Raw genomic sequence first — 19,150 nt, forward strand, 5'->3', positions numbered from 1 at the left:
CCGCAATAAGTAACTCGAAATAAGAAGGAGTTCATAGCATTAAAATGCTATGAACTCCTTCTGACTATAGAAATATGATAATTAGCTTGCCATAAACTCCGCATACATTTGACCTAATATCTTGGCTTCCGCCCTCGTAGGCAAAACATCAGTTTTAGCAGCTTGTTTCAAAAGGCCTTCCTTTACATTTTCTAACGGGGCAAAATCTATACGATCAGCTAATTTTGTGAAGGCACTAATGACATTATCTTTAGACGAATTAAATCGTTCTTGATAAAACATCTTAATTCGTTCACGCTTACTAAGCTGATATAGTTGTGATATAGATTTTGAAAACCTTGTATCACTATTATCTTTCTTCATGGAAGAAACAATGAGATAAGCATCTGCGTCTGCGAGTACATCGTCATAACCAAATCCTTGTCCATCAGTTTTACTACCCAAATGCTCCTTTAACCATTTCGATAAATCTTGATCTTTGGCAACCCTCCTATAATTTCCAAACATTTGTAGTAAATCTAACAACCATCCACCTAAATCACCTAAGCTATAATAACCTTTATTTTTTGGAATTCCCCAGTGAATATAGCCTAAGGCAGTAGCAGACATATGAGCAATATCTATATCTGTCACCTTATCTTTAATAGATGGCTGTTGCGAACATACAGCATGACATAAAGAACGTGCTTTAATATCATGTTTATCAACACTAAATTCTGGAGTATAAAATCTCCACAAAGCAAAGTATTTGTCGCCCCAATATTTTGGTTTCCGTAAGTACTCGAAAATATATTGGCCAACTGCAAACCGATATCCAGTTAATGGGTTGGAAATACCTTCAAACCCTTTCAAACATTCTTTTTCTGTTGTAGTCACCCATTTAATAAATTGAGTTTCGTCTTGCTGATATTTCTGAGATGATATCACACTATTACAGGCTGGTATTTTCCCATTGTAAGCAACCTTATCTAAGTCCACTTTACCTTTATAGCCAGGGATTTCATGGAATTGATCATAGTTCCAGTTTTTAGGAATTGGGAATCCCAGATTGCCACTAAAACCAGTAGACATATCTGATACGAAACTAGAAACAGACAACCCTACATTAGATATCCTTGTACACACATTACGTGACGCATAAATGCCCACTGAGTAACGAGAATCAATAGTTTCATTAATACCTTTAAAATAAGGAATAATGTTACTATCAATCTGATAATCATAAATATCCATGTCTACCGCAAAATAGATTGCTGTTGCTGGTACGCCTTTAGATAATGCTGCTTCACTAGCTTTCTTACCGTGTTCAAGACCTTTTTGATACGTAAAGTCGCTAAGGTTACGACCATTTTCTTGGAAAATAGGGAAATATTTCAAGCCTCCGTCAACAATACGTTTCAGCTCACCTTCACGGATTTCTTTAAACGAGCCACCTGTTAAATAACGTCCAACAATTTCATATCCATCACGTTTAAGAGTATTGAGTAATTCCGAAGTAATTTCAAAACGTGTGTCGCATGCTTTTGCTTTTCTGTCTGGATTGCCTTTACTAGTTAACAATGACATCCACGTGTTAACATCAAGTGCTCCGCTGACTGGAAGCTTATAGTCTTTCTGGAATTTGGTGAGTTGCTCAGCAAAATCATCATCCCAATTCTCATTTTGAAGACAATCATATCTAATGCAATTAAGTACAGCTTTTGCTAACCATACCCACTTACCATAGGAAGATGCATTTTGTCTGCTAATAGTTTTCAAATTACGTCGTGTACCATGTCCAAAATTACCCGTAGCGCCATCAGGCGAATAACCTTCTAGCGACTGTAAAATTTGGATAAGTGCGGTATTCATTTCTCGACCATACAAACCATCACAAGGAATAATGCCCGTATAGTTCTTATAGGTTCGGTTAATAGTTTGTTGAATAATCCTTACAACATCGGTACCACCATAACGATTTAGTAAAACGAACTGTTGCATGGAAAGAAGTGCTTTCATTACATCAATTGTGACAGTAGAATCACCACCAATGCCCATATCATTCTTCAACTCTTTAACAGCACGCCCTGTTCCACTGTAAAAGTGTTGCGTAATATTATTACTTGTCGAATAGCCCTTGCACCATAAAGCACCTTGAATAATCGAGTAAACATTACTTTTCGACTCATCACTATCATCTTGTTGTTTAACACCGTGTGGATAACGTTGATTAAATTTTCGTGTTGTACCCGCACCAAAATTAGCAGCTGTATGCTGAATTCCTAATTCAATTTGCAATGCAACAATCAAACCATTGATAGTGTTCCAGCCAGTATGACCACTCTCTTTTACTTTCGTATAACGAGTATCATCACCATAGGTTTTGTTTAACCATTGCTGTGTTTGCAATACCATCTGATCCATGTTATGTCCTCCTTTTGGGCATGAAAAAAGCCCTGGAAGATTACTCTTCCAAGGCTTAGTATTTATAATTTTTGCTAATTTTATAATATCATATAGAAGGCTGTAACGTCTCGTATCAGAGCGTACCAAACCGTACCATTTTTTAGATTTGGATTAGATTATCTGGTAAAACCATGTGCTCTAACGCTTTACCATGCCACCTGATAATCGTCATTCTGCTAGCATGGAGTTCGTTGCCAATCTCCTCCCACGTCATGTTACTCATGTAACGGTAGCGTAAAATCATCTGCTCATCCACGCTTTCAAGTTTAGAAATCACATCCAAAATCTGCTCTTTCAAACTGATAAGCAGCGTGATCTCCATGTTAATCTTGGCTTCTAAATCCATAACCCTTATAAGAGCTTTCACAAACGGAGCTTCTATACTTCGAGTCGTCTGCACATACTCTCTGTCGTATCTTAATGAAGAAACACTTGTAGCAAGCTCACGCAGTCTTACCAGCTCATCCATGTCAGCCTTAATCCGTTTATCAAGAAGATAGGCTTGCCGTAAGTATTCTTTTTTGTTCATTCTTACCTCCATTTTGAGGTAAGTTCTCTCTAGAACCCCTTTCCCTCACTTCGTTAATTGATAGTCTTGCTTTAACCGACTCGATTAAAGCATCCTGCACTTTAGCCTTCATGCTTAAAGCCCTCATCACGTCTTCATCAATCGTGTTCTTAGTGATAATGTGATGGATTACAACCGTGCTAGTTTGCCCTTGGCGGTTAAGTCTAGCGTTTGTTTGCTGGTAAAGTTCCAAACTCCAAGTCAGGGAAAACCAGATAAGTGTAGAGCCGCCAGCCTGTAGGTTAAGACCATGACCTGCGGAAGCCGGGTGAATCAATGCTACAGGAATCATGCTGGCATTCCAGTCAGCAATATCAGCACTCGTTTTAATCTCACGCACGTTAAAACGTTTCTTAATCCGCTCAAGATCATGCTTAAACCAGTAAGCTACAAGCACCGGTTTACCGTTAGCAGCCTCGATTAAATCCTCTAAAGCATCAAGCTTACGATCATGAATATGAACGCTTTCTTTTTTCTCGTTATAAACCGCGCCGCCTGCCATTTGAAGAAGCTTATTTGAAAGAGACGCTGCGTTAATCGCATCAATCTCTTTACCCTCCAACGACACCACCATATCCTGTTTCAGCTCATCATAAAGTTTCCGCTCCTTACCGGATAACTCTACTTTCACCTCGTTTATCACACACGCAGGCATTTTCAAATAGTCTTTCGACTTCATCGAAATCGTAATATCAGCTATCTGTTTATAGATTAAACTCTCAGCACCATCTTTAGGCTTATAGGAAAAAATCATGTGCTGGTTACGCTTATCAGGATCAAAAAAGTTCTGCCGATAATACGTAATATAACGGCCTAGCCTTTGACCCATATCAAGTAGCCTAAACTCAGCCCACAAATCCATAAGCCCGTTAGAAGAAGGCGTGCCTGTAAGACCTACAATCCTTTTAACTTTCGGCCTAGCCTTCAGTAATGCTTTAAAACGTTTCGCCTGATACGATTTAAAACTTGAAAGCTCATCTATCACAACCATGTCAAAATTAAACGGCAGGCCGCTTTTCATTATCAGCCACTCCACGTTTTCACGGTTAATAATATAAACGTGAGCAGGCGTTTTTAGTGCCTGAATCCGCTCCTTCTCACTACCCGTCACAACAGAATAAGTCAAGTGTTTTAAATGCTCCCACTTTTCTAACTCTAAAGGCCACGTAGTGTTCGCAACCCTAAGAGGAGCGATAACCAGAGTTCTGGAAACATCAAACGAGTCAAGCATCAGGTCATTAATCGCTGTAAGACTTATAACACTCTTACCAAGTCCCATTTCAAGCAAAACCGCTGACACCGGGTGTGTGATAATAAAATCAGTCGCATACTTTTGATACTCATGTGGCTCGTATCGCATCAATCACACCTCCAATCTGACTCTTCTCATCAACCACGAAAACCTTAAAACCTAAAGCCTGTAAATCCTTCATCCGTTTCACCTGTAAAACTCTAGGCTTTTTACCTGGTGCTTTAAGCTCGACAAAACCAATCTTCCCGCCGTTAAGTAAAACCAGCCTGTCAGGAAGCCCGTCAACAGAAGGACTCGTAAGCTTTATAGCCATGCCTCCCGCAGCTTTAACATCACGGACGAGTTTTCGCTCAGTTTCCTTTTCTCGTAAAAAGCCCATCAGATACCTCTTTTGCCATCTCAATGATTTTCTTATCCACTTCGTTTCTCGGCTCATTAGCAACATCACCGTAAAACACGTCAATATAGTGATTGTTTAATTGTGGGTGATCTTTGAACATGTTTTCTTCTGCTACTGAACATAGCTGACGAACTTTATCCATGGCTCTCATCAATTTATCCTGCTGCGTTTTTAAGAGGATAGAGCCTGTATCTGTGATAAGCCTTGCGCTAAGGCTCTTAAGCAGTCTCATTTCAGCTCCTGCTTTCATGTATCTCTCCATTGTTCTTGCTTGTTTACTTCTCATAATTTTTCATCCTTTCTATCGGGACAAGGACGGACAAATGGCTAAAAATCCCTTTACGCGCGAATACACGTGTTACGTGTACGCTATAAGTAATAAATAAAGATTTTATTTAATATAGATTTTCATGTGTTGTCCGTCCCTGTTCATCCAAAGCCTGTTGTTATGGGTGGGACAAGTGACAAGGTCAGGACAAGCTACATTCAGTTGTCCTGTTTTTAGCCGCTTGTCCACTCAAATTCTGGTATAAATTCTTTGCCTTCCATAGATTGGTAGGGTTCTACGATTGTCAGATCTTTGCCAGTCTTTCAAACGTTTCATAATCGCCGATATTGCGTAACTGTCGATAGGCTTAATATCTTCTTTGGCTTTCCCGAAGCATTCGCACCATATTTCAATGTTGGATACTTCCATGCGTTTAATCGTGCCTTTAGGTCGTGTTGGATCCTCCATGTCACGGAAGTAATCCCGCCGCCTGTAAATATCCATTTCATCCCAAGTATCGGGTAGAAGCATGTTAAGATACTCTCTGACAATGCCTTCACGGTCGTCTTGCTGCATGGCTTCACGCTGTTCTTCTTGAGCGAAAGCCTCCAAGCTCTTGTCAAGGAACAGTTCTTCACCCGCCTTGGAAATAACCATGGTTTCCGCCCATATTTGGTCAACCAGTTCTCGCGTCATTTCCCAAGGCTTATACTTACCGTTTCCAGACACTTTCACATTCCAAAAACGCCGGTTACCCGTAACATCCCTTAAATAACCGTTTTCACTATTCGTTGTACCGAAGAACACGCACTGCCTCGGGTGTGGCGCTACACGTTTTCCAAAAGAAGCACGATACTTATCGTCACGTCTTGAAACAAAAGCTTTTACCTTATCAAGGTCAGCTTTTTTCATGCCCGCAAGCTCGCTGATTTCATGAATCCAATATCCTTGGAGTTTTTCAGCCGCCGTCTTATCGTTCATGTCTGAAAGCGTGAGACTGTCTGAAAACCATTCCATGCCAAGGTTTGCTATAAACGTTGACTTGCCTATACCTTGCGCACCGTTAAAAACAGGAAGGTAGTCAAATTTAATACCGGGATGGTAGATACGCATGTATGCTGCACACAGTGTTTTTCTACACACTGCACGAATATACTCATTGTCTTCAGCACCAAGATAGTCAATAAAAAGCGTGTCTACACGTTTCACACCATCCCATTGAGGAAGACTCTCAAAATAGCGTCTTATCGGATGATAACTTCTATCATCTGATACTTTCGTGACAGCAATATCATAGTTTCTCTGTGAAAACGAGCCATAATGGTCGTCCACATAGCAGATAAGCTGCGCATCGTCCGCGTCCCTCCAAAACTTCGCAGGATGCTGCCAAGGAACATCGCCTTTAATTTCAAGACCATCAGCCAGCTGGTTAAAAACGATTCCTTTAAGCAAAGGATCATGTTTAATAATGAGTTTCGCATTATAAAGCGAGTTTTCTAAAACCGCACCTTTAGACGTGTAGCGTAGTTTTTTCTTCCAATCCTCACTATCAACAAAATCATCTTTTGCTTCCGAGAGTCTCTCGTTTGCCGCTTGAAGTTTTACTTCATCAAGGCTCATCGCAAACTCGCTCATTTTCTTGAACGACTCTTTCTCGTCCAAGCTAGCGAATTTGTGCGTGCGAACAATATCAAAAGCATTACACAGTTTCAAATACGCCGGGTCTTTAGCATGATGAGAGTAAACGAACTTGTCTTCGATAATCTCAACTCCTGCCATACTGTGTGAGGCTATAAGATGCCAGCGGTTTTCATTATCCGTCGGCTCATATATGTCGCTTAAAAACTTTTCCAAAGCAAGAGTTACTGGGTTAAATACTCGGTTAAACAATCCAACCACACCATTTTTTGTGAGTGGATCTTGCACTTTCTGCTTTTGCACCTGATTCGCTTTACTCTCACGAGACGAGGTCGGAAGCCTGGTTGGATCTATCCACTCGGGGTGAGCGGATAAAATATCATCAGGATTAAGCCAGTCTTTTTCAACCTCTTTATACTCGTACACGCCGTTTTGTGGAGTGGACGGCCAGTACATGAGCTGGTTAGGCAAGTAAGAGCATTCATCAAACTGGTCAATACCCAGCATGTCAGCTAAATACCTTGACACTGCTACAAACTCGTCAGGTGTTACATTCCTTGTTAAAGGAAAAACAATTCTCACCCTCGGATTATCAGGCGTGTGGCTGTGTGTCGTGTACAGAAAAGACGTGTAAGGCGCAACACTCTCGTAGAGTACAATAAAGTCTTTAGCAACATGATCTCCGTCTAAGGCGAGCATGGAGCGAAATTCAACACTGTCGACTTTTCGTCTACCGTAAGCCAACGCTCCTGCAACGAAACCACCGTGGTCTTTTGCAAGATCACGATCCGTTTTCTTCATTTTTGCATACTCTTCCGCTGACTCTGAGGTGCGAATCGTCACTTTAAGACTGTCTTTCAGCTCACCATAGGTGATGGTCTTATTCACCCATGTTTTTGCCTGCCTGTTGTTACCGTAAGCGATAGCTAAACTACGCATCACCATTCACCTCCAAATCCTTATCCGTAAAATACTTAATCGGCTGCCTGCGTTTTTCAGCCAGATCAATTTCTACTTGCATGCCGCCTGTGATTTTTTCTCCGAACACCCACAGCTCGTTGCACTTGCCTAAGAGGATAATGTCCATAAACATCGCATCCCCTCTATGCTTTTGATTCTCATCATCCATGAATGGGAAAAGCAGGTGTGGAGTGATAGGGATTGCTCCGCGTGAATACGCGTAAGCCGCACACTGAATAGCGTGGTTCACGTTTCTTTCTTTATCTCCACGGTAGGGAGCACAAATGTAGACGATAGGCTTAAAGTTCGGTGTTGTTTCTAAATGTTTTTTATAAGACTTACTCATCTTTAGCCTCCTGTTCAATCAACGGGTAGATTCCGTGTTGTGTCATGAGGTGATAGATGAAAAGCCTGCCTTTCTGAGTCCAATAAGTGTGAACCTTTGAATGAGTAATACCCTTAGCGTCTTCATAAGCATGCGTTTTTGTGCTGGTATAGCCTTTCTCAGCATATTTTTGATATAAAAGCCAAGTATCAGATTGCTTAAATTGGACACCAAGTTCATGTAAATAGTTGTTCATCCACTGTGCCGATTTACCATAATCTTTTGCAATCACACGCATGGAGATTATGTCTTTGCATTTAAGCACAACATCGTAATAGCTGGCTTTCGGTTTAAGCTCAGCTATCTGCTGTGTTTGCAAAGCTACAGTATTGGTAAGTTTCAGATTTTGCGATTCAAGCAGACTCAATTTCCTATTGGCTATTTGCAACGCACGTGCCATTACCGCATCAGGCGAGTTCCACTTCTCTTCAACAGAAATAAAGTACTCTCTGAATTTTCTGCCAAGTTCTGTACGCTGAATCATACATAGCTGTTTTGCCATATCAATAGTAAGCTGATGATTGGTTGCAGGTCTTCCACCAGTACTTTCCGACAAAAATGTCGAAAAGTCCTTATCCTCAACAAAACCGTAATCACACATTCTTGGAAACCACTTATCATAAGGTGTTCCGATATTAAGTGCTTGATGCAAAACACGGCCATCTACAGTCGGACGTTCATTGTTATAACTGATTTTGATTAGCTCTTTCATAGTAGCTACCTCCTAATTTTTATTGGAGGAACTGGAACTGGTTCCTCCTATGAAGTAGCCACGGCGGATGCCAAAATCTGACGCTTTTTTGAAATTCTTTACTAATTTTTTCTCAGCCCGCTTAAGTTTCTGTGTAATGTTGTTAGCCAAGCGATCCACGGCTTTTTTATAATCAGCCTCTGTTTCAAAAGCATCACAGCTAATCATGGATGCAGCTTTTTCGTTAATCGCCATATTCCTAATACGGACAGCCATAAAAAGATCCGCCACATCCGGCTTTAAAATCGAGTAAACAAATGACTCAACTGCCCTATATTCTTCTGAAGCTTTAATCTGATTTACTGTTTTGAAAAAGATGCCAGAGTCTCTAACATCACTCATGCAAGACTCATAATCATCAGTTTCCTCACCGTCTTCACCGCTGTAAGGTCTAGTAAAACCTTTATGCCTCTCATATTTATGCAGAGAGTTATACTCGGGACGGTTAAACTCAGCATCTACCTTTTCTTGTGCTCTCTTCTCAAACTCTTCTTCGCTTTCATCGGGAAGAAGGTCGATATTAAGCCACCCTTTAACCTCATCAAGCTTGAGGTCGAATGTTGTAAAATGCTTGTCACAACGAACTCGAATTTTCATAAAAAATCCTCCATCTGATTTCCGATGAAGGAATTTCTTGAATTCAGCTCAAATAAGGCATGACAAAACACCACAAGCTAGAATGAAGAATTCCTTCATCTTGACTTGCAGCTGCCTTATTCGGTAAGACTGCTGTACTTATTTAGTTGTTCTATGCGGACTCCGAATAATCCTTAGCTAAGGGATATTTCCGCATAGAGGTTGAGGCTGATGCCTCTTTGCAAAGCTACCGTCCTTTTATCGAACTTTTGCTTTGCTCAAAGGTATCTTTGCGTGATATAATTTACACATCAGCAAAGTTGTTTCTTTGATGATTTGATTGTATTAAATCGGATTTTTTATTTGGTTCTTGTTTGGATCAATGTGGTTCAATGTGGTTCAAAAAGAAAGGAGGGGTATCTTTGGACTTTAAAATGTTTTGTGCAATGCTATACAAACGTATCAGTGACGATTATGATGTTCCTCAATTTGTGAAAGATTTAATTGTCATGATTACAAGCGTGCCTGAAGGTGAATGGGGCACAAAAAAAGATCCCTCTGAATCCGTAAGCACGAATACATATCGTAATTTTGCTAAAAGAGGTATTTCAAAAAAAGTTGCTCGAGCAATTTGCTATAGGCTTACCCCTGAAATTTTTATAGAAAGCCTGAACTCAAGACCTTCAGAAGTTTTGAAATTATTAGCTCAAGATTTACGTCCGTATGATCCGAATGTTACTACTGCTAATGTTGCTGAAAAACTTGCTGATATATTCGTCAATATTATTAGAGAAACAGCAGGAATAATCGCACCTGATGTATTGGAAAAGAAAAAGCAACTACAATCCTCTTCTGATTTAAAAACCAGATACGGAAAATATTTATTGCAAGAATGTGAAAACCATTGTGTAATGAACGGTTGTTCCAAACCACTCGTACTTTCTAATGATTCCAATGTTTCAGAAGTCTATGAAATAAGTCGCATTGATAAGACTAAGGAGCCAACTATTGATAATCTTATAGCTCTTTGCCCTCAATGTTTTGCTGTATACCAGATGGACAATAGGAAAAAAGTTACAAGCCTTTTGTTCAAAAGAAAAAAAGCCCTAGCTAACCACATGGCAAACATAGGCTTACTTAGTTCCTCACAGCTGGAAAAAGGACTTACAGACGTTATTTACAAAATTACTAAACTTAATCAAAAAGATTTATTTGGCTCTTCTCTAGATCCAAAAGAATTAAAGGAAAAAATAGATCCTAACAAAGATTTCCATCTTTACCTAACAGTAAAACAACAAGTTACTAGTTACTTCGTGAAAGTCCAAGAAATCCTTATTAACTTAGATAAAAGTAATGTTATCGATTATGAAGACTTACAAGCTCAAATGCGATCCATTTATAAAAAGCTTAAAAAAGCCAAACGGAGCGACATGGAGATTTTTGAAGAAATTTCTGAGAAACTGCATAAACTAACTCTTCAGCAATTGATTTATTGTCAAATCGTTGTGAGCTACTTTGTGCAGAAGTGCGAGGTGTTCGATGCAATTACCAAATAAGCTATACCCATATGAAAAAAGCACTCTGGCAACACTACCAGTAGTGCTAAAAATAATAAAAAGCGGAAAAACGAATGTAAAAGATATTTTTCAATCTACTTTGAACTATTTAGACGAACCTACAGACTTTTTATCCGTTATGGACTGTCTTTACGCTCTTAATGCAATTGATATGACAGATGAGGGTGAGGTGAAACTATGCTTATAGAAATTTATTCTCCTGCCTTTAAAGAAAATAACAATATTAGACCAATCATTCAATTAAAAAACGGGCTTAATGTTATTCAAGGAACACAAACAGGATCCAACTCAATAGGCAAATCATCTGCTCTATTAGCAATAGATTTTGCTTTCGGCGGCAACTCCTACCTTGATAGCGATGGCGTGAAATATGTGGGCAACCACGTTATATATTTTTGTTTCAAGTTTGACAAGAAATACTTTTTTAGTAGAAGCACAGCTGATGCAGATACGATTACTGTATGTAATGAAAAATATAAAACCACAGACAAAACACTGTCCAGAAAAGAATTCATCGAGTGGTTGAAAGAAAAATACGTCAGCAATAAAACCAATCTTTCCTTTAGACAATTAACCAGTACATTTTTTAGAATCTATGGAAAGAATAATCACGATGAAAATTATCCTCTGCAAGGATATAGAAATCAACCAACAAAAGAATCCATCAAAATTCTCATGAGCTTATTTGATTTCTACAAAGATATAGAACCATATCACAATCAATTAGACGTACAAATAGACAAGCTCAAAACATTTAAAAACGCTAGAAAATATAGTTTCATCTCCAATCTGGTTGGTGGCAAAACACAGTACGAAGAAAACATTAAAATCCTTTCCAATCTACGGGCTGAACTTAATGCGTTAACACTTAATTATGAGGTAAATGCAAGCAGTGAAGAAATCGAAAGCAATAAAGCTCGAGAAAATTTGAAAGCTAACAAATTAAGTTTAGACACCCAACTTGAACGACTTCAACGACAATCTAAACTATTAGAAATCAGTATAGAGTTTGGATTATTACCGACAGAAGCTGACATTGAATCGTTAGCCGAGTTTTTCCCTGATATCAACTTAAAGAAAATTTATGAAATCGAGCAGTTCCATAAAAAACTTTCAGCCATCTTAGAAGATCAGTTCAAATCAGAAAAAGAATCACTTGATACAAAGACTGCTGAAATAAAAGATTCTATAGAACAAGTAGAACGACAAATGTCAGAATTAAATATTACTAACTCTATTTCTAAAGATTTTCTTGACAAACACTCTGAGCTTAACAAAAAAATAGAAGCCCTAGAAGAACAAAACAAAGCCTATCTTGAAGAAACACAACTACAAGAGGCAAAGCAATCAGCTACACAAAACTTAGAGAAAAATGTCGAACATATACTTTCTGAAATAGAATACAACCTCAATACAAGGATGCATGAATTTAACGATAGGTTATATGTTGAAAAACGCAACTCACCAAAGATAGAACTTAAAAACTATAACAGTTATAGATTCTTCACTCCAAAAGATACTGGGACTGGTACAAACTTCAAAGGTTTAATCCTACTAGACCTTGCTATACTTTACACTTCGGCATTACCTGCTTTGGTGCATGACTCATTATTCTTTAAGAATATTGACGACGAGGGTATTGACGGAATTATGAAAATATACAAAGATACGGCAAATTTGAATAAACAAATCTTCATTGCATTTGATAAGCAAAGCTCCTACAGTAACGAAACATATGAAATTCTACAAGACAACAAAGTCCTTCAACTATACAGTGGTGGAGGCGAGCTATATGGACAATCTTGGAACAGAGAAATTAAAGGTGATAAAAATGAAATTTAGTTATAACAAATTATGGAAATTACTAATCGACAAGGGTTGGACTAAATCCAAACTCCGTGAAGAGGCAAAAATAAGCTCCTCTTCCATGGCAAAACTTAACAATGGCGGAAACGTAACTACTGAAATACTAGTAAAAATATGTGGTGTTTTAGATTGTGACATCAGTGATATTGCTGAAATCGTAAAGGAATAATTATGTGCAACTAAAAACTTTTCATTCACTCAATATAAGGAGGAGTCTATGAGTAGTACTGACGAAAGAAATTCAAAAATAATAAACATACTAAATGACTTTTATGCTAATGCTGTTAGTAATGATTATGTGATAGATGAAACGGATTATAAAAAATCCTTAGATATGCTTTTTTCAACTACCGCATGGGGGTTCAGAGAAATCCTTCTGGTTGTGATAATAGGTATGAAACTAGATGCAAATTTTAGAGCCTCAACCAGTTTATACGATTGTAATCCACGTGCGATATATGAAGGACCCATAAAAGAGTTTCTAATAAGAAAAGAAATACCGCATAGGAAATCCGGGCCATTGAATGTTGCCAAAGCAACTGTTGGTCTTGATGTTACTTGGGCAGCACAACGTAGACCGTCAGCTGTTGCTCAGGAAGTAGTTAATTTGATTAATTATATTGAAAAAGATAGAGCGAGAATCGATAAGCTTGCTATTTCGCTACTAAGAAAACTAATTGATGAATCTAAGCGGCTAGAAACACTTAGCATTACCATCAATCCATCATCTGATCCTATACACTTAAGCAAACTGTGCTGCGACCTTATTGCAAAAGTACCAGACTCTGGAAACACACCACAGAAAATTTCGGCTTTACTCCTGAAAAGTTACCACAGGTCCATGTGCACAAATGTGGTTGTAACAGGCGAAGAAGACAGAGCATCTGTAACAAGTACCACCAGCAAGAAACCTGGTGACGTTAACGAAGAATCTACAGATGGAACAATCTATAAAGTTTATGAAATAACGGTAAAACCCTTTGATTTGGCTCGTATTAGAGATTCATATGACTGCGTTCAAATTTATAATGAAAATACCGAGGATAGTGTCAACGAAATAATAGTTATTTGTCGCACTGAAGATTGTCCAAAAGAAATGATTAAAAGCGATTTCCATCTTTTTATGGGAAGTTATAGCTATCAAGATATAACTTACTATTATTGGAATATTTACGAATGGGTTGCAGATACTTTACAGCGAATGACACCAAAAGCTAGAAGTAATTTTTATTATGATTTAAATTTATATATTTCAGATATAAATACTGCTGAATCAGTGAAGAAGGAGTGGCAGGAGCTACACAAATAGATATTTATAAAATAAAAAAGAAGAACCTAAAAAGTTCTTCTTTTTTATTTTTTCCCATCTAAATACTGCATGACTGCTTTAGCAACTGCTTCGGCTAGCTTACAAGGTACCGCATTCCCTATTTGAGTGTATATACGTCCCTTATTTCCACAAAAAATGTAATCGTCAGGAAAAGTCTGTATCTTTGCTGCTTCCTTTATCGTGATACGCCGTAACCGCTTAGGTGCTTCCTGAAACTTTGGTTTAGTACTGCTGTTTTCTAGAGATTTGTGATATTGTGTTACCCAATCCTGATTTGCATTTCCATACAAGTACTCTTCATCAACAAATGGAGTCTTATTACCGCCCATAGATGCGGGTAGCGTATTAGCATACTCATCAACATTTATTGGTCTTCCTTGTCCATTAAAATACATTCCAGCGTATGGAGATTTTCTCATAATTGGATTTGTTGCAAATGTAATTTTAGCTGTACAGGTATTTGGATTACGTTCGGTACCCGCCCTTCCTAAATCTTTTAACACTTCTCTAACGCATGGAGCAGCATTTATCTGACTATGCAAAAGTTGGTGCATAGTAGCACCAAAAGTTTTATCATCACAACCCTTCAAACCTATAAAAAACACCCGTTCTCTTTTTTGTGGTACGCCATACTCAGTTGCATTCAATAAATATATTTCACAATTATATCCGATGGATCTTGCTTCATCTAAAAATCTCTCTCTAACAGACTTCCATTTTTCTAATTTGCCCAACGCCTTGACATTCTCCATGATAAACATTCGAGGCTGTACAATACTAACAACTTTAAGGAAACTGAAAATCAACTTGCTTCGATCGTCGTCTGGATTCATTTTACCAGCAACAGAAAATCCTTGACATGGAGGACCGCCGAATACGAGATCTACACCATAATATTGAGTGAAACAATCCATTATATTATTTATATCGTCATTCACTAATTTTGTTTCAGGGTGGTTGATGCGGTATGTTTCACTTGCTTCTTTTACAAGTTCATTGGCAAAAACTACAGATACACCAGCATTTTCAAATCCAACATCCATTCCGCCAGCACCACTAAAAAGAGAGACTGCTTTTATCGGTTTCACTTAGTTGACTCCTTACCATTCACTTTTAGCACTAGACATTTACTATTAGAATCTAAGTAGATATCAAATTTTGTCTTTCCTTTTTCGATATTTAAGTTTGATAAAATCGTCTTAGGTAGTCTTATTCTCATATCTTGCTGTAAAACATATGTGTCTAAATATATAAATTCTTCTGTCATAGTCTTCTCCTTTACTAGGTTAATTTTAGCCTAATTTTAGACTAAAATCAACCTAACTTTTAAGCAACGCATATGAATTCCTATTGTTTTCTTAGCATCAAAACTACCGTACTAAATCTAAAACATAGTACATTCTCATGCATAAGTTCTATTAAACTAGCTATAATACATACTCACTAAATCAAGAACATATACCTAAAAAAGAAAAAGTCTAGCGTAAGTTCACGCCGGACTTTCATTCACGTTCTTCTGCTTAGTCAGCCTACAATAAGCCCTTATTTACAGTGTTCTTTTAAGCAACAACCACCAAACTTTGTATCATTTTCTGTAAAGTCATATCTATTTTCATTACGTGTTGGATACAATGAAACCTTGCCCTTGAACTCTGAAACTATTGATCTATACTCTGAAACTTTAACTTTGAACTCTGAAACCTTATTTTATCCATCAAAAAAGACGGTATTGATACCGCCTTAACCATACTGACTATCCACGTTGGGGACCTAATTTTTATGCTGATTCCTTTCCTACATTGCCACCTTTTTCCATTTCCTGATCTTGGTTCTGAATGTTCCAAAAGGTGCAACGGTATTCACGTGAATAAACTTATACACTTCCCATACTGCTGTTTTGGTCGCTTCATCCGCCCAGACCCTCATATGTGGCTTGAACAATTCCGCCTCACTTAAGGAATCAATCATCATGTAGATTGACGTAATATTTTCTTTTAGTCTCGCTTTTAATTCTTCTAACGACAAGTGAGCATAGGTATCAGTAAACCACTGGTATAGTTCACCCAGTTGATTCCACTTAAATTGATCAGACGGAGTATCTACCTTCCGCCCATTTTGCTCCTCTTGTTCCCATTGCAGAAGCAAGGTCGTCCAGCCGACTTGATAGGCAAGATTTTCTGCTGGAGTGCGATCGACTTCATCCACACGCTTATCTTTTAATATCTCTGGAATCACATCAAATTCAGAAATGTACTTCTCGAAAGTTTTCTTTATCTCTGATTTCAGTTCTTCTTTGCTGCTATAAGCTTTCATAAAATCACCCCTTTGTTTTACTAATAACTAAGTAAAAAATCCATTATCTTAATTATATGTGACAAATAAGCCCTTTAACAGCAAAGAGCACGTCCGCAGCTAGCCGATATGCTATATTGTTTTGTCTTATTATGCTGCCTATTTAATATAACGTTTTAGCTTTGAAACATTAAAAAAAGATGGCTCTAACATATCGCTAGAGCCATCTTCTAATAAGCAATGCTCGTTACTTAAAACAAGCGTGCTTACTTATTGTTTTCTTCCATCATTTTCTTCTTACGAAGAATTGCAAGTCCAGCAATCGAGAAACCTATAGCTGCAAGCAATCCTGCAAATGATGCTGATTCACCCGTCTTAGGAATCATGCCAATATGCTTTTCAGGCTGCGGCTGAGGAGCTGGTGTCTGAGGATTTGGTTTAAGTTCCGGAGTCGGTGGATTAGGCACTGGATCCGGTGTCGGTGTAGGTGGGTTTGGAGTTGGATCCGGATTTGGTGCCGGAGGATTCGGAATCGGATCCGGTGTCGGCACAGAATCTTTCGTGTAAATAGCATACACAGTCATATCGCTATTAACTTTGCTTGCTCCAGTAAACGTCTCACCCTTACCGTTTTCCTTTGTATTCCATTCCTTGAAGGTACAACCAGCCTTCGTTGGATTAGCAGGCATAGACTCATTAGGCAACGCATCAGTATCAATAGCCATACCAGTTTCTACCTTTACTGTTGCATGCGTCTTATCGCCGTCCTTGAATGTAACCGTGCTTTGAGCAGGCTTCTTCACTTGGAAGGAATAAGAGATTTGTTTAGACTTATTTTCTTCTCCGTTCGCATCTAACCCTTTAGAATCCTGTTCAGCTGCAAAAAAGAAATAATTGCGATTAGCACAGTTATTATCTCTTGCAGTGGTTGCTTTCACAAAATTCTCTGTGGAAGAATTGGCGAAATCATAGAAACCGGATACCGTTCCACGAATTCTATATTTTGTACCTTCAGTAGCTGTCTTTTTCACAGATAGACCAGTTACTGAAATCACGATATTGCTGGTATCTACATTTTTAACTTCTTTAATAATGTCTTGCCATTTCTGAGTTGTTCCAGGATTATCTTTCTTCAATGTAACAATGAGTGTTTTACCATTAGTTGTCTTGGTTACATTAGCTGAAAACCCCTGAAGCCCACTAACTTTAGCAGACACATCCTTAGCTACTTCTACACCATCTGGAATATCTAACGTAAAAGCAAATCCTGCATCAACCTTACCGTAGCTATTGTGGAATTTCTCAACATCAGAGTCATTCATACCACCAACTCTTGTATAGTTTAGCGTCCAACCATTGAGATAACGCTTAAACCATGGGATACTAACTGAAAAATCAAGATTCAGTTGATCCCCAGGCTGTAGTTCACCAACCGCTTTGGAATCCGTTGCATCCTTGAGCTTTAGATCACCGTATACTTTAAGTTTATCAACTGGATTTTTAATTTCATCTTGAGTTAATAAATCATTTTTCCCAAAGCCAAATGGGTTGACACGCTTTTCGATAGGGCTTGTAGGATGTTGTCCTGGTTTTGTATCTCCTTCTGCCGTATCTTGCCCTGCGAGATAACCATATCTTTCTTCAAAATTCATCCCAGGCAAGAACCAATACGTATTAGAGCTATTCACTATCCCCGCATTTGGAGTACTAGTCATGCCGTCTAAAGAGTTAAATGGAAAATCAGCAATCGCTGTTTTACTTGGAGAGGTTAAATACTTAGGGAATACCCCATAATAAGTTTTCCCTGTAAAACCATCGGTTATCTCTTTCTTTTCCACATCAACCCAATACGTATTCTTTAGTGCACTATCGGTCAAATATTCAGACGGAGCAGCCAACAAATCCTTAATTAAATATGGAAGCGGTTCGCTCTTATCCGCAGCAAACACTGGTGACACAAATGCTGTTGATGCAATCAATGTGGCTGATACTATCGTTACAGCCATATTTTTTAGTAATTTCATACAAAGCCTCCTACGGTCTCTTGATTTCAAGTGACTTTAATGGGGAGGTGATGTTAACGATTGGATCACTAACTGGGTGATTGCCAAATTTGTATAATTGACAAATTCCTGAACCAGTTATAGTTCCAAGTAATTCTTCTTTTCCTTCTACGGTATATGGGATATTTACGTTAATTTCGTGCCCAGTTTGATTACGTTCACTTTCTACAAGCTTAAAGAATTCTTGATAATCATTCCAATTTCCTAATTGAATGGTGATAACAACTGAATTATCCTTTTCTACATATTCAGCCTCAATGCCACTGATAGCAGATGAATTTTCCGTAGCTTTAATTCCCGTCTTATCAACGTGGAAGTTAGAAGGGAATTTTACCGTATACTGAGCAATAGGGAACTTTTCACCTTCACTAGACATGATTATATTTTCAAATTTCCAAGGTCCAAAACCTTGTCCTTTTATTTCTTTCTCATATACTTTGTAGGCTCCTTCAAAAAGGTCAGCAGCTTCCACGCTTGCGCTTATAGTACCTGTATAAGAGTCTTTTTGCCCTTCAATTGGCGTGACGGGAGATGCAGTTACAGTCTTACTCACATCAACGGTTCCTGTAATTTTCTTTAAGAAAAAGGATCCGCTTACGTTTAATTGACTATCAACTTTATATACAAGTTGTCCTTCAGCCGCAAACGCTTGCGTAGTTCCGGCCATTACACCAAATGCTACTAATGTTGCCATCAATAGACCCATCGTCTTTTTTACTAATGTTTTCATATTTTCCTCCTTATCAATCTAATAATGTTCTTTTTATTGTTTTGAAAAA

19 protein-coding genes are annotated in these 19,150 nt (G+C 38.3%); 5 read left to right on the forward strand and 14 right to left on the reverse strand.

Annotated features, from left to right (window positions below):
* Nucleotides 1-81: 81 nt before the first annotated feature.
* From HMPREF3230_RS01855 to HMPREF3230_RS01895, 9 genes are all read right to left on the reverse strand, one after another.
* Nucleotides 82-2,403, reverse strand: coding sequence for a glycoside hydrolase domain-containing protein (locus HMPREF3230_RS01855; RefSeq protein WP_075523294.1), 2,322 nt, complete (start codon nt 2,401-2,403; stop codon nt 82-84).
* Nucleotides 2,404-2,545: 142 nt separating this feature from the next.
* On the reverse strand, nt 2,546-2,974 hold the full coding sequence (locus tag HMPREF3230_RS01860) for a sigma factor-like helix-turn-helix DNA-binding protein (RefSeq protein WP_075523295.1): 429 nt from the start codon (nt 2,972-2,974) through the stop codon (nt 2,546-2,548).
* Nucleotides 2,934-4,373 (reverse strand): SNF2-related protein, encoded by a 1,440-nt coding sequence (locus HMPREF3230_RS01865; RefSeq protein WP_075523296.1) that lies wholly within the window; start codon nt 4,371-4,373, stop codon nt 2,934-2,936. The genes HMPREF3230_RS01860 and HMPREF3230_RS01865 overlap by 41 nt, the downstream gene beginning before the upstream one ends.
* Nucleotides 4,354-4,644, reverse strand: a complete 291-nt coding sequence (locus HMPREF3230_RS01870) for a VRR-NUC domain-containing protein (protein ID WP_004105020.1) — start codon at nt 4,642-4,644, stop codon at nt 4,354-4,356. Before HMPREF3230_RS01870 ends, HMPREF3230_RS01865 begins: the two co-directional genes overlap by 20 nt.
* Nucleotides 4,616-4,915, reverse strand: coding sequence for a hypothetical protein (locus HMPREF3230_RS01875; protein WP_230955896.1), 300 nt, complete (start codon nt 4,913-4,915; stop codon nt 4,616-4,618). The genes HMPREF3230_RS01870 and HMPREF3230_RS01875 overlap by 29 nt, the downstream gene beginning before the upstream one ends.
* 267 nt (nt 4,916-5,182) lie before the next feature.
* Nucleotides 5,183-7,516 (reverse strand): virulence-associated E family protein, encoded by a 2,334-nt coding sequence (locus HMPREF3230_RS01880; RefSeq protein ID WP_230955897.1) that lies wholly within the window; start codon nt 7,514-7,516, stop codon nt 5,183-5,185.
* Entirely contained in the window at nt 7,503-7,877 is a 375-nt protein-coding gene (locus tag HMPREF3230_RS01885; RefSeq protein WP_075523298.1) for a DUF7768 domain-containing protein, read from the reverse strand. Before HMPREF3230_RS01885 ends, HMPREF3230_RS01880 begins: the two co-directional genes overlap by 14 nt.
* On the reverse strand, nt 7,870-8,628 hold the full coding sequence (locus tag HMPREF3230_RS01890; RefSeq protein WP_075523299.1) for a phage antirepressor KilAC domain-containing protein: 759 nt from the start codon (nt 8,626-8,628) through the stop codon (nt 7,870-7,872). The genes HMPREF3230_RS01885 and HMPREF3230_RS01890 overlap by 8 nt, the downstream gene beginning before the upstream one ends.
* 12 nt (nt 8,629-8,640) lie before the next feature.
* Entirely contained in the window at nt 8,641-9,264 is a 624-nt protein-coding gene (locus HMPREF3230_RS01895) for a hypothetical protein (RefSeq protein ID WP_075523300.1), read from the reverse strand.
* A gap of 401 nt (nt 9,265-9,665) precedes the next feature.
* Here HMPREF3230_RS01895 and HMPREF3230_RS01900 point away from each other — a divergent pair, with 401 nt between their 5' ends.
* From HMPREF3230_RS01900 to HMPREF3230_RS01920, 5 genes are read left to right on the forward strand one after another with little or no spacing between them, the layout of a single operon-like run.
* Nucleotides 9,666-10,799 (forward strand): ABC-three component system protein, encoded by a 1,134-nt coding sequence (locus HMPREF3230_RS01900; RefSeq protein ID WP_225362601.1) that lies wholly within the window; start codon nt 9,666-9,668, stop codon nt 10,797-10,799.
* Nucleotides 10,783-11,007: an ABC-three component system middle component 7 gene (locus HMPREF3230_RS01905; protein WP_075523302.1), complete on the forward strand. Its 225-nt coding sequence runs from the start codon at nt 10,783-10,785 to the stop codon at nt 11,005-11,007. Before HMPREF3230_RS01900 ends, HMPREF3230_RS01905 begins: the two co-directional genes overlap by 17 nt.
* The gene (locus HMPREF3230_RS01910; protein ID WP_075523303.1) at nt 10,998-12,662 is read left to right on the forward strand and encodes a DUF2326 domain-containing protein; all 1,665 of its coding nucleotides are present in this window, start codon (nt 10,998-11,000) and stop codon (nt 12,660-12,662) included. The genes HMPREF3230_RS01905 and HMPREF3230_RS01910 overlap by 10 nt, the downstream gene beginning before the upstream one ends.
* The gene (locus HMPREF3230_RS01915) at nt 12,652-12,855 is read left to right on the forward strand and encodes a helix-turn-helix domain-containing protein (RefSeq protein WP_075523304.1); all 204 of its coding nucleotides are present in this window, start codon (nt 12,652-12,654) and stop codon (nt 12,853-12,855) included. Before HMPREF3230_RS01910 ends, HMPREF3230_RS01915 begins: the two co-directional genes overlap by 11 nt.
* A 48-nt stretch (nt 12,856-12,903) precedes the next feature.
* A complete protein-coding gene (locus HMPREF3230_RS01920; protein WP_075523305.1) occupies nt 12,904-13,995 on the forward strand; it encodes a hypothetical protein in 1,092 nt (363 codons plus the stop codon).
* A 44-nt stretch (nt 13,996-14,039) separates the two neighbouring features.
* Here HMPREF3230_RS01920 and HMPREF3230_RS01925 read toward each other — a convergent pair whose 3' ends face one another.
* The 5 genes from HMPREF3230_RS01925 to HMPREF3230_RS01945 form a co-directional block, all read right to left on the reverse strand.
* Nucleotides 14,040-15,104: a DNA cytosine methyltransferase gene (locus tag HMPREF3230_RS01925; protein WP_082266231.1), complete on the reverse strand. Its 1,065-nt coding sequence runs from the start codon at nt 15,102-15,104 to the stop codon at nt 14,040-14,042.
* Entirely contained in the window at nt 15,101-15,283 is a 183-nt protein-coding gene (locus HMPREF3230_RS01930) for a sucrose-6-phosphate hydrolase (protein WP_075523306.1), read from the reverse strand. The genes HMPREF3230_RS01925 and HMPREF3230_RS01930 overlap by 4 nt, the downstream gene beginning before the upstream one ends.
* A 527-nt stretch (nt 15,284-15,810) precedes the next feature.
* Nucleotides 15,811-16,329 carry a ClbS/DfsB family four-helix bundle protein gene (locus HMPREF3230_RS01935; RefSeq protein ID WP_020757400.1) on the reverse strand — a complete coding sequence of 173 codons (519 nt, stop codon included), beginning with the start codon at nt 16,327-16,329 and terminating at the stop codon, nt 15,811-15,813.
* A 245-nt stretch (nt 16,330-16,574) separates the two neighbouring features.
* Nucleotides 16,575-18,332, reverse strand: a complete 1,758-nt coding sequence (locus tag HMPREF3230_RS06175) for an InlB B-repeat-containing protein (RefSeq protein ID WP_225362600.1) — start codon at nt 18,330-18,332, stop codon at nt 16,575-16,577.
* A gap of 10 nt (nt 18,333-18,342) precedes the next feature.
* Nucleotides 18,343-19,101, reverse strand: coding sequence for a hypothetical protein (locus HMPREF3230_RS01945; protein ID WP_020757402.1), 759 nt, complete (start codon nt 19,099-19,101; stop codon nt 18,343-18,345).
* Nucleotides 19,102-19,150 lie beyond the last annotated feature (49 nt).

The organism is Gardnerella vaginalis, from assembly GCF_001563665.1.
Taxonomy (GTDB): domain Bacteria; phylum Actinomycetota; class Actinomycetes; order Actinomycetales; family Bifidobacteriaceae; genus Bifidobacterium; species Bifidobacterium vaginale_A.